This window comes from Paenibacillus sp. PK1-4R, from assembly GCF_030369595.1.
Lineage (GTDB): Bacteria > Bacillota > Bacilli > Paenibacillales > Paenibacillaceae > Paenibacillus.
Genome location: NZ_CP126535.1, coordinates 3,956,244 through 3,967,502, shown reverse-complemented (window position 1 = coordinate 3,967,502; position 11,259 = coordinate 3,956,244). Strand labels below are relative to the sequence as shown.

The window sequence follows — 11,259 nt, the reverse complement described above, 5'->3', positions numbered from 1 at the left end:
AAATCGCAACTCTGATGTTATGTTATATTACAAAATTGCGTAAATATTGTTGTCGCGACATTGAACGACACTTAGAATGAAGAACAATAATCCACAACAGACCGGAGGTTTTAACATGAGCGACTTAATTAAACTTGTTAACAACTGGTCTATCACACAGTTTGTGCATACGTTTGGCGGCTTATTTGAGGAATCACCATGGGTGGCTGAGCGGGCCGGGCTTTTACGACCTTTTGATTCATTTGAACAGATGATGAAAGTGATGAAAAACGTGGTTCAGGCATCGGATGACCAGGTGAAGTTACAGTTACTTCGAAATCACCCGGATCTTGGAGCGCGAATCAGCATGAGCAGCAACTCCGTTCAGGAGCAGGCTGGTGCAGGGCTTGATTCACTCTCACAAGAGCAATACAACGAACTTCAACAATTAAACAAAGCATATACAAGCCAATTGGGCTTTCCTTTCATATTGGCTGTAAAAGGCCATACCGCAAGCTCCATCCTCGAGTCCATGAGGCAACGTCATCGCCGAGGCAGGGAAGAAGAATTTGAGACTGCATTGAAGGAAGTATTCAAGATAGCGGGCATTCGTTTGGAGCAGTGGCTCGCACAGATCGGTCATGAACATGAGTTCGTGAGCAAACCAGCCGCAGTGCAGCAGCGGACGATGTATTACGGCAAAGGGGATGTGTGGATGTACCGATCCTACGCCAAACCGCTGACGGGTATTCAGTCCATTCCGGAATCTCCTTTTATGGGACGCAGCAATATTCTGTTTGGATTGAACATTAAGGTCGCTGTGCAGGGCGATGAATTCTTGCCTTCTTTTGCAGAAGGGGATAATTCGCTGGTGGTCGCAACCGATTCGATGAAAAATTTCATTCTTAAACATGCAGCGGATTACACAGGGGCGACGGTGGAAGGATTTCTTGCGCTGGTAAGTCGGCGTTTCCTGGAGACGTATCCGCAGATGAGCAAGGTTCAGATGACAGCGGACCAGATTCCGTTTGAAGATATACCGATTGGATTGGAAGGAAATTATCGACCGAGTGCGCTCGTATTTCGTTATTCGCAGAATGATCGTGCAACAGCTGCCGTGGAAGCAGAACGATCAGGAGACTCGATTGAACTCAGCAACCATTTCAGTGGTGTAGCCGATCTGAGACTGATCAAGGTCAAAGGCAGTGAATTTGCCGGATTTATGCAGGATGAATATACCACTCTTCCAGAGACATGGGATCGACCGTTATTTATTTTCCTGAATATTAATTGGCGTTATGAAGATCCGAGAGATGGCATGGATGATCAGCGTGGACGGTATGTGGCGGCGGAACAGGTCAGAGATTTGGCTGCTGCGGTATTTCATGAGTGTCGATCCGCTTCCATTCAACATCTGATCTACCAGATTGGACGAAGGTTGTTAAGCCGATTTGAGCAAATGAGTGAGGTTTCATTTGAATCCAACAATCGGACGTGGGAGACAGTGCTGGAGGAAGTGAACGAGGGAGAAGGCAAAGTCTTTACTGAGCCGAGACCACCTTATGGATTCCAGGGTTTCTCGATGACAAGGGATGATCTGGCAACAGACGGCCGTGACTCCGGGAAAGAAGGTGACGTCTGATGTCGATATCTGGTGGACGAATTACAACACATGTGCTGGATACATCCAAAGGTGTCCCAGCTGCGGGTGTTCGGATCGAACTGTATACCCTGAAGAGGAATGGAGAACAGGAAAGCAAGATAAAAGTGGCTGAGTCGTTGACCAATGCGGATGGGCGTTTGGATGCACCGCTGCTGGATGAAGGCAAGTTGGAGCCAGCCATATATGAGCTTCAATTCCATGTCGAGAGTTATTACGCACAGCATTCGTTGGAGGAGCTGGGGCAGGCATTATGGACGATTGTTCCGATTCGTTTTGCCGTATCTGATGCCTCAAGCCATTACCATATTCCATTATTAATTGCTCCAGGAGGTTACAGTACATACCGGGGAAGCTGAATATGCACACATCCGGTTCTGATTCAGGGGGAGGGTCATCCACATGACAACATTTGATACCATCATCCGGGGGGCCCGGGTGGTGCTGAGAGATCGGGTAGAACAACTGGATATTGGCATTACTGGTGAGAAAATAACGGAACTATCCACGCGGCTGACTGCTGGTGAAGCGACTTGCATCATAGAAGCTGAGGGGCTTACAGTGATGCCGGGTGTCGTGGACATTCATGTACACTTCAATGAACCTGGACTCGCCAGTTGGGAGGGATTTCGATCGGGTTCGGCAGCTCTTGCCGCAGGGGGAATCACCACCTATGTCGATATGCCACTTAACGGCGTACCACCAACCACAAGGCCGGAAGCATGGGAGATGAAAAAGAAAGCAGCTGCAGACCAATCCTATGTTGATTATGCCTTCTGGGGAGGCTTGGTTCCCGGTAACCGTGAGGAACTTGCTCCACTGGCAGGGTTGGGTGCTGCCGGATTCAAGGCATTTATGTCCGAGCCGGGAGGCGAAGGGGAAGACATCTTTGCCAGAGCTGATGACCATACACTGTTGGACGGGATGCATGCAATTGCAAAAATAAACCGTGTGCTGGCACTTCATGCAGAGGACGAAGGCATGGTTGCCGAACTCGGCGCGAAAAGCATTGCTGAGGGAAAGACGGAACCGATGGACTATGTCCAGTCCCGTCCTGTGGAAGCCGAAGTCGTCGCGGTTGCGCGGGCATTGACATACGGTGAACAGACCGGGTGTGCGCTGCATTTTGTGCATATTAGTACCCGGGAAGCCCTGGATCTAATTGCAGATGCAAAACGGCGTGGGCAGGATGTAACTTCGGAGACATGCCCTCATTATCTGACGCTGACCGATCAGGATGTTGTCCGATTGGGTGCTATAGCGAAATGCGCTCCACCTCTTCGCAGCTCTTCCGAGCAGGAGCAGTTGTGGGATGCACTGACTTCGGGATTGATTGATGTTATTGCCTCAGATCATTCTCCATGTCCGCCATCCATGAAACAATCTGATAACTTCTTTGAAATCTGGGGCGGTATATCCGGAGCGCAAAGCACACTGCTGATCATGCTGGAGGACGGACATCTACAGCGTAATATCGACCTCCCGTTGCTCGGAAGAGTGCTCTCCCTGCAACCTGCCAGAAGGCTTGGTCTGGAGAGCAAAGGAGAGATTGCCGTTGGCAAGGATGCAGATCTGGTCCTGATTGATTGGGAGAAAAACACAATCCTGAACACGGAGGATCTTCTCTATACGCATCAACAGAGCCCTTATGTGGGACGTACATTTAACTGTCGCATTGCAGAAGTATTCTGTCGTGGGCAACGGGTATATAACTCGGAATCTGGGTTATCTCCTGTGCCTATCGGGCAACACATTGCGGCTTACTCTTCTAGTCCCATCGAAGCGGGAACGGAGGAGACGTCATGAATGAGTCTGGAGTATACCGGTCATCCGGTACAAATAACGCACCTCTTCCTTTGCCAAATGTAGAACAGGTGGAGCTGCAAGCCATGCTTGACTGGCTGTCGACCTATGGTGCGGATGCACAGGGTGGCGTCACACGACTGTTGTATGACTCGGCTTGGTGTGAAGCACAAGGTGCCCTTGCTGCCAAAATGCAGGAGAAAGGGCTGTCTCCCGAGTTCGACCAATCCGGTAATCTGTATGGCACACTCAAGGGTGAGGGTGAGGGTGAGGAATCAGCGACTGGTGTTGAAGAATTACCGGTAGTGACCGGATCACATATGGATACCGTGGTGTATGGTGGCAAATATGATGGTGCTTACGGTGTGGTGGCGGGTGTTCTTGCTTTGGAGTATTTGCAGAAGCATTTTGGAGCACCAAAGCGAACACTTCAAGTGGTATCCCTATGTGAGGAAGAGGGAAGCCGATTCCCTTTTGCGTATTGGGGTTCACGCAGTATAACAGGAATGACAGCTCTGGAAGCTGTAGAGCATTTGAAGGATCAAGACGGCGTTACATTTGCACAAGCGATCCGGGATGCGGGCTTTGGACCCGATAGTGCATATAGACCTGCCGCGAAAAATTACGGTGCCTTTATTGAGCTTCACATTGAGCAAGGTCAGGTTCTGGAACGTCTCGGACATTCGATTGGAGTTGTATCCGACATTGTAGGTCAGAAGCGGTTCAGTATTACCGTAAGTGGAGAAGCGAATCACGCAGGAACGACACCGATGTCCTGGCGCAAAGACGCACTTGCAGGAGCAGCCGAGATGATTACTGCAGTAAGGAATATCGCATTGGAAGCAGGAGAACCGCTGGTAGCCACGGTTGGGCGAATCACAGCCGATCCGGGTGTTGGAAATGTGGTTGCAGCACGGGCGGTGTTTTCATTGGATATCCGCCATATCCGGCAGGAGAGTATTGATCGGTGCTGGCAGGATATGCTTCAGGCTTTTAGTCGAATCGCAGCCGAGCAGCAGCTCGGACTGGACTGGGAAGAACATCTGTCGGTAACGCCTATTCCTATGAATGCAGAGATGATCTCAGACATTCAGGATACCTGTGAGCAGGAGCAGTTGTCCTATTGGCTAATGCCAAGCGGCGCGGGACATGATTCGCAGATTTTTCAGCCGGCTTGTCCAACAGCCATGATATTTGTGCCGAGTCAGGACGGTATCAGTCATAATCCACTTGAATATACAGCTGAAGCAGACCTGATGCACGGTTTTCGGGTTCTGGTACGGCTACTCTATAAATACGGTTACGGGAGTTGAATGAAGATGTCCACCTATAAAGAGTTATCTCCGTCCTTGCGGACCATTATGACCCCGGGGCCGGTTGAAGTTGATCCACGTGTTCTTAGAGCATTATCCTTTCCGATCCTGGGGCAGTTTGACCCGGAGTTCACATCCTTAATGAACGAGACGATGGCGATGCTGCGTGAGTTATATATGACAGATAACGAGTGGTGTTATCCAGTCGATGGTACATCCCGTTCAGGCATTGAAGCTGTGTTGGTTAGTCTGATCCAGCCCGGTGACAAAGTTCTCGTTCCGATCTACGGACGATTTGGACATCTGCTGGTTGAGATCTCGGAACGCTGCGGTGCAGAGGTTGTCTTTTTTGAAACAGAATGGGGAACGGTATTTGATCCCGAAGAGGTGATCAAGGCGATTCATACCCATAAACCAAGTCTGGTTGCGATGGTTCACGGTGAGACTTCCACCGGTCAGATGCAGCCCCTTGCCGAGATTGGCAAAGCCTGTCGCGACCTTGATATCTTACTCGTCGTGGATGCTGTAGCAACCATTGGCGGGACTCCGGTGGAGACGGATGCCTGGCATCTGGATGCGGTGATGGGTGGCACGCAGAAATGCCTGTCCGTTCCTTCAGGGATGGCACCTCTCACGTACAACAGTCGTGTGGAACAGAAACTGATGAGCCGCAAAACAGTTGAACGCGGACTCCGAGATGCAACCAGTGCGCGGGCAGAAGGCCGCACCATTGCCAGCAATTATTTTGACCTGAGCCAATTGCAGGATTACTGGAGTTCAGCACGGTTGAACCACCATACGGAGGCAACCTCCATGCTCTATGGTCTTCACGAAGGCCTGCGCATACTGCTGCAAGAAGGGTTGGAGGCCAGGTTCCAGAGACATCTGGTCAATGAACGTGCGTTGGTCGCTGGAATTCAGGGAATGGGACTACAGTTGTATGGGGATATGTCCAGTAAACTTCCGGTGGTCACTTGTATCACGATTCCGGAGGGGATTGATGGTGAGTCGGTGCGCAGCATGTTGCTGAACGATTTCAGCATTGAGATTGCCAGTTCATTCGGCCCGTTGAAAGGGCAGATCTGGCGGATCGGTACAATGGGATTCAGTTGCCAACGCAAGAACGTACTTCATGTGCTAGGGGCGTTGGAAGCTGTTCTTCTCCGTCATCGTCATGTACTACCTGCCGGTGAAGCAGTGCAGGCCGCATTGGATGTGTATGCAGGGAAGGAGGGCGCTTTATGTTAAACCAGATGCCAATCTCAAGGGAGGTCATGGTCACCACTCCTCATTATCTGGCGAGTGCAGTAGGAAGCTCCATCCTCCAGCAAGGCGGGAATGCTTATGATGCGGCTATTGCGGTCAGTGCAGCACTAGGTGTGGTATATCCGCATATGACCGGACTTGGCGGGGATGCCTTCTTCCTGATTCATGACGGAGCCAGCGGTGAGATTACCGCTTATAACGGAAGTGGTCGCTCAGCAGCAGGCATTCATGCGGAGACGTTCAAAGCGATGGGCATGAGTGCGATCCCTCAGCGTGGTGTGCTTAGTGCCATCACGGTTCCGGGAATGGTGGATGCCTGGTGGGAAGTCTGGTCCCGGTACGGGAAGTTACCGTGGGAGCAACTGCTTGAACCTGCCGCGCAGTATGCGGAAAAAGGATGCCCTGTATCCCGGAATCTCCGCCTGTGGATGGAAAGGGATGAAGATTTCATTATGGGGCATACACCGCTGCGAGCGGTATTTGCGCCTTTAGGTAGACTTTTGCAGGAGGGCGAGCTGCTGATCCAACCTGATCTTGCTGCCTCCATTCGTCTGATTCAGACGGGAGGGCGAGATGCTTTTTATACAGGAGAACTTGCGGATCGTCTGACTTCGGCTATTCGTGAGGATGGGGGCATGCTTGCACCAGCAGACTTTGCAGGGCATCGGGGCGAGTGGGTGAAACCCGTTAGCACGGAGTATCGTGGCTATGAAGTTCATCAGATGCCGCCCAACTCGCAGGGATTCTCGATGCTGATGATGTTAAATATGCTGGAGCATACGGATCTGTCCTCTGTAGCACGTACCTCACCGGAATTCTATCATCTGATGGCGGAAGTGGTGAAAAAGGCGTTTCGTGATCGTGACCGTTATCTGACGGACCCGGATTTCAGGGACATTCCGCTGGATCTTCTGTTATCCAAGAGTTACGGAGACCAATTGTGGAATGAGATTCAGTCTGCTCCACCTGTGGCACAACCGTTTTTGTCTAAAACAATAGGCCAGGACACGGCGTATGCTGCGGTTGTTGATAGCGAAGGCAATGCCGTTTCCTTCATTCAAAGCCTGTATTTTGACTTCGGTGCAGCGTATGTACCAGGGGATACGGGGGTTATCATGCAGAACCGGGGATCTTTTTTCTCCTTAGATCCGAGAGATGCCAATGTACTGGAACCGAATAAACGCTCATTCCATACCCTCATGCCGGGCCTCGTTACACGAGATGGTAAACCTTATATGCTCGTGGGTACGCAGGGAGGAGAAGGCCAGCCACAAACACAATTATCGGTGCTTACCGGAGTGCTTGATTACGGGCTGAACATTCAGGAAGCGATCAGCCTGCCGCGTTGGGTGTACGGACGTACCTGGGGCGAAGAAGGTGATACGATGCGTGTGGAGAACCGATATCACGATGACGTATGTGCAACCCTTGCCCAGTGGGGACATAACGTTGAAGCGAGAGCACCGTGGGACGGAATTATGGGGCAGTCGCAAGGCATAGTCATTCGTGAGGACGGCATGATTAGCGGCGCGGCAGATCCGAGAGGTGATGGCATGGCTATTGGGTGGTAACAGCTACAAGAACACTTATAAATTCAACTAGATATTTATACGATAACAGCGATCGGAAGGTTAGTCTGTCATTGGAGTGAGAGTGTAAATATGTATGAGTTGTACTATATAGACAGACACAGATAGGGGAGATTGGCATGGGAACGATCCTGCTGAAAGGCGCACAGCTTGTGACGATGAATGCAGAAGAGGAAGTGTTCATCGGAGATCTGTTAATAGAGGATAACAAAATCAAGGAGATTGCAGCGCACATCGACGTGCAAGCTGACCAAGTCATTGATGCTAGCGGCAAAGTGTTGTTGCCAGGCTTCATCCAGACGCACATTCATCTGTGTCAGACCTTGTTCCGTGGACGTGCGGACGATCTGGAACTGATGGATTGGCTCCGTCAACGTATCTGGCCGCTGGAAGCAGCTCATGATGAGGAGTCCGTCTATTATTCTGCAATGCTCGGATTGGGCGAATTGATCTCCAGCGGAACCACGACCATTCTGGATATGGAGACGGTACATCACACGGACTCGGCGTTTCAGGCGATGGCACAGAGCGGCATCCGGGTCATCTCCGGCAAGGTGATGATGGATCATGGGGACGAGGTTCCGGAACCCTTGCGTGAGGATACAGCAACTTCGCTGCAACAGAGTGTGGATCTGCTGGAGAAATGGAACGGGTTTGGCGGAGGTCGCATTCAGTATGCTTTCTGTCCACGCTTCGTTGTATCGTGTACCGAAGAATTGCTGGTGGAGGTACGCGACCTGTCTAATAAATATCATGTCAAAGTCCACACCCATGCCTCCGAGAATCGTGGAGAGATCGAACTGGTAGAACACGAACGCGGGATGCGTAACATCGTATACCTCGATCATATCGGTCTGGCTACCCCAAGATTGGTGCTGGCCCACTGTGTATGGCTGAGTGAGGAAGAGAAGGAAATCATCCGCAAACGTGGTGTCAAAGTCACTCACTGTCCTGGATCGAATATGAAGCTTTCTTCCGGGGTAGCGGATATTCCGGATCTGCTGAATCGTCAGATCGCGGTTGGGATTGGGGCTGATGGTGCAGCGTGCAACAACAATCTGGATATGTTTCAGGAGATGCGCCTCACAGCGCTGATGCAGAAGATTCCTCATGGACCAACGGTGATGGATGCCCGGACCGTATTACGCATGGCTACCATGGGCGGTGCAGAGGTGCTTGGCTTGTCGAAGGAAATTGGCAGTCTCGAAGTGGGCAAAAAGGCAGATATGCTACTGCTGGATCTGGATGATTTCCACACGTATCCTTCCTATGAGACGGATGTCTATTCCCGCGTAGTGTATTCCGCAACACGCAGCAGTGTGGATACCGTTATTATTGATGGCAGCATTGTACTCAAGAATCGCAAGATTCAGACGATTGATCGTGGCATTGTGCTGCGTGAGTCGGATAAAAGCATTGCGAGATTGATGAAGCGCATCTGATCGAAGGAAGCTTATGCGATTCCAGAAAGGATGGAGACCGATATGGAAATGCATGATCTGTGTGCAATTGCAGCCCGTGATACGCGCTGCGTGCTCGCAACAGCGATCAAGGTAGAGGGTCATGCTTACCGTAAGCAGGGAGTCTCTATGCTGTTGACCGAGGATGGGCAAATGTATGGCAGTATCAGTCCGGGATGCCTGGAGAGTGATCTTCAGGCCCGGGTGAGCCATGTGCTGGATACAATGCAGATGGAATTTGCGGAGTACGACATGCGTCCCGAGGATGATCTGTCCTGGGGTGAGACGATTGGCTGTGGCGGACTTGTTGTTGTGCTGCTTGAACCTGTGTGTGGTGAACTCCGATCTACTTTGCAGAAAATGCATGCGTGTTTGCAATCCGGCTCTGCGATAGTGTTAACCCGAACATTTCAGGATGAGTATACAAGGGTTCGATATGACTGGAAACGGATTGAGCCAACATATACCCGGCGCGAGCCGATCCTGCGTCCTTCGCTCGTCCCTCCTCATGATCGCGTGACGAACAATAATCCAGCTTCATTGCAGGTTGATGTCCAGCACAGCAGTGGGGATATCAAGCATGAACATACGGCATCAACACAAAATTCTCCCAATATACCTCGCCTTACGCTTGTGCCTGAAGTGGCACCTGTTACGTCAAACGGATCTCATTCTTCCCATTTATCTGGTGATTCACAACATATCTCTGAGTCTGATGCTGAAATATTGACAAACGATAAGTTTTCAACGAATTCCTGGGACCTCCCGCAGCAACTTACTTCGCTGTACACACCTAAACCACGTCTGATTATCATCGGAGCCGGGAATGATGTTATTCCTGTTGCAAAACTCGCCCAATCCGCAGGATTCCGTGTTGTGGTAGCCGATTGGCGAGAGTCTTTATGCACCTCGGAACGATTCCCTGGAACCGAACTTGTACTGGGTTTCCCATGTGAGATCATGCCTCTGTTAAACGTAAACAAAGGGGATTATTTGATTTTGATGAGTCACAATTTTCCTCGCGAACGTGAACTGCTGGAGATGTTAGTGGACTGTGAGTATACGTATCTTGGCATCATGGGTTCCAAAACACGAACAGCCCGTCTGCTGGATGGCTTACCACCTTTGAAATATGTACATTCTCCCGTTGGTTTGAGCATCGGAGCAGACGGTCCCGAACAGATTGCCATCAGTATTGCAGCGGAATTGATCGCATGTAAACATAAGGTTTCTTCCTTGAGTTCTGAGGTGCAGAAGGGGAGCGTTGCACATGCGAATGACGGGCATAGTTCTGGCAGCAGGTAAGAGTTGTCGCCTTGGTCGGGATAAACTCTCGGTTGTCATGCCAGACGGGAGGTCACTGGCTGCATGGTCACTGGAAGCTGCGCTGAATTCGGATCTGGATCAAGTGGTCTGTGTAGTCAAACCGGAAGATTCATTGGCATGGCTGCCTGTAAAATGGATTGATTTAGCCGCATTTGCTTACCATGCCACAGCGCGACTACGAATTGTGGCCTGTGCTGACTATGCTTGCGGTATGGCCAATTCTCTTCATTCTGGCGTATTGTCGGCCATGGAGTACAAACCGGAGGGCATTCTCATGTTACTGGGTGATCAGCCTTTGTTAAAAACGCAGGATATTAATCGGGTGACGACAGCACTGGCTACCCACAAGCTGTGTGACTATGTCGCAGCTACCGACGGTGAGGGAGGCAAGCCGCCCGTTGCTTTTCGCTCCCATATGTTCGGACCTCTGTTGTCTCTGCATGGAGATGAGGGGGCACGCAAGATTATGCGCAGCGCTAACTATTCAGGTGTACATGTACCACTGTCTGAGACTAGTTTCTGGGATGCGGATACAGAACCGGAATTGGAACGTATTCTGAGTCATGTATATGAATCGGGGCAAGCACACTAAATAAGTAGGAGAAGACTAATGACTATGTATAATTTAATGACATGATCAGGTCAGCCAGGCAGTCTGGTTGGCCTTTTTGTCTTCTTTTCACGTATGGTGAAAGAGACTTCATGTTAGCTTTTGATAGATCATAATGCATCAAGCACAAATAGAACGCAGGTTTTATACATTTATCCAAAACGATGTAAAGGTAATTGACGTTGCTGCCGAACTCTCATATGATTTGAAGAATTATTTGGATCAGACGGTTGAATTTCCTGCCCAAGGAAGA

General features: G+C 50.4%; 9 protein-coding genes. All 9 read left to right on the top strand.

The features are described from left to right. The first annotated feature begins 115 nt into the window (after positions 1-115). The 9 genes from pucL to QNO02_RS17070 all read left to right on the top strand — a co-directional run bounded on the left by pucL (position 116) and on the right by QNO02_RS17070 (position 10,988). The gene (gene pucL / locus QNO02_RS17110) at positions 116-1,621 is read left to right on the top strand and encodes a factor-independent urate hydroxylase (protein ID WP_289389464.1); all 1,506 of its coding nucleotides are present in this window, start codon (positions 116-118) and stop codon (positions 1,619-1,621) included. Continuing rightward, on the top strand, positions 1,621-1,998 hold the full coding sequence (gene uraH / locus QNO02_RS17105; RefSeq protein ID WP_289389463.1) for a hydroxyisourate hydrolase: 378 nt from the start codon (positions 1,621-1,623) through the stop codon (positions 1,996-1,998). Before pucL ends, uraH begins: the two co-directional genes overlap by 1 nt. A 43-nt stretch (positions 1,999-2,041) precedes the next feature. Further along, a complete protein-coding gene (gene allB, locus QNO02_RS17100; protein ID WP_289389462.1) occupies positions 2,042-3,445 on the top strand; it encodes an allantoinase AllB in 1,404 nt (467 codons plus the stop codon). Then, complete coding sequence (locus QNO02_RS17095; protein WP_289389461.1) at positions 3,442-4,755, top strand: M20 family metallo-hydrolase; 1,314 nt, start codon at positions 3,442-3,444, stop codon at positions 4,753-4,755. The genes allB and QNO02_RS17095 overlap by 4 nt, the downstream gene beginning before the upstream one ends. 6 nt (positions 4,756-4,761) lie before the next feature. Continuing rightward, positions 4,762-6,003, top strand: coding sequence for a pyridoxal-phosphate-dependent aminotransferase family protein (locus tag QNO02_RS17090; RefSeq protein WP_074095406.1), 1,242 nt, complete (start codon positions 4,762-4,764; stop codon positions 6,001-6,003). Next, positions 5,997-7,592 (top strand): gamma-glutamyltransferase, encoded by a 1,596-nt coding sequence (gene ggt / locus QNO02_RS17085; RefSeq protein WP_289389460.1) that lies wholly within the window; start codon positions 5,997-5,999, stop codon positions 7,590-7,592. The genes QNO02_RS17090 and ggt overlap by 7 nt, the downstream gene beginning before the upstream one ends. A gap of 137 nt (positions 7,593-7,729) precedes the next feature. Beyond that, complete coding sequence (locus QNO02_RS17080; protein WP_289389458.1) at positions 7,730-9,052, top strand: 5'-deoxyadenosine deaminase; 1,323 nt, start codon at positions 7,730-7,732, stop codon at positions 9,050-9,052. Positions 9,053-9,094: 42 nt separating this feature from the next. Further along, positions 9,095-10,375, top strand: a complete 1,281-nt coding sequence (locus QNO02_RS17075; protein WP_289389457.1) for an XdhC family protein — start codon at positions 9,095-9,097, stop codon at positions 10,373-10,375. Continuing rightward, positions 10,347-10,988: a nucleotidyltransferase family protein gene (locus QNO02_RS17070; protein WP_289389456.1), complete on the top strand. Its 642-nt coding sequence runs from the start codon at positions 10,347-10,349 to the stop codon at positions 10,986-10,988. Before QNO02_RS17075 ends, QNO02_RS17070 begins: the two co-directional genes overlap by 29 nt. The last annotated feature ends 271 nt before the right edge of the window (positions 10,989-11,259 follow it).

Bases quoted from the DNA above. Each gene is read 5' to 3' on its own strand.
- uraH (WP_289389463.1), top strand. From the start codon at position 1,621: ATGTCGATATCTGGTGGACGAATTACAACACATGTGCTGGATACATCC.
- QNO02_RS17080 (WP_289389458.1), top strand. From the start codon at position 7,730: ATGGGAACGATCCTGCTGAAAGGCGCACAGCTTGTGACGATGAATGCA.
- QNO02_RS17090 (WP_074095406.1), top strand. From the start codon at position 4,762: ATGTCCACCTATAAAGAGTTATCTCCGTCCTTGCGGACCATTATGACC.
- QNO02_RS17095 (WP_289389461.1), top strand. From the start codon at position 3,442: ATGAATGAGTCTGGAGTATACCGGTCATCCGGTACAAATAACGCACCT.
- QNO02_RS17075 (WP_289389457.1), top strand. From the start codon at position 9,095: ATGGAAATGCATGATCTGTGTGCAATTGCAGCCCGTGATACGCGCTGC.
- allB (WP_289389462.1), top strand. From the start codon at position 2,042: ATGACAACATTTGATACCATCATCCGGGGGGCCCGGGTGGTGCTGAGA.
- ggt (WP_289389460.1), top strand. From the start codon at position 5,997: ATGTTAAACCAGATGCCAATCTCAAGGGAGGTCATGGTCACCACTCCT.
- QNO02_RS17070 (WP_289389456.1), top strand. From the start codon at position 10,347: ATGACGGGCATAGTTCTGGCAGCAGGTAAGAGTTGTCGCCTTGGTCGG.
- pucL (WP_289389464.1), top strand. From the start codon at position 116: ATGAGCGACTTAATTAAACTTGTTAACAACTGGTCTATCACACAGTTT.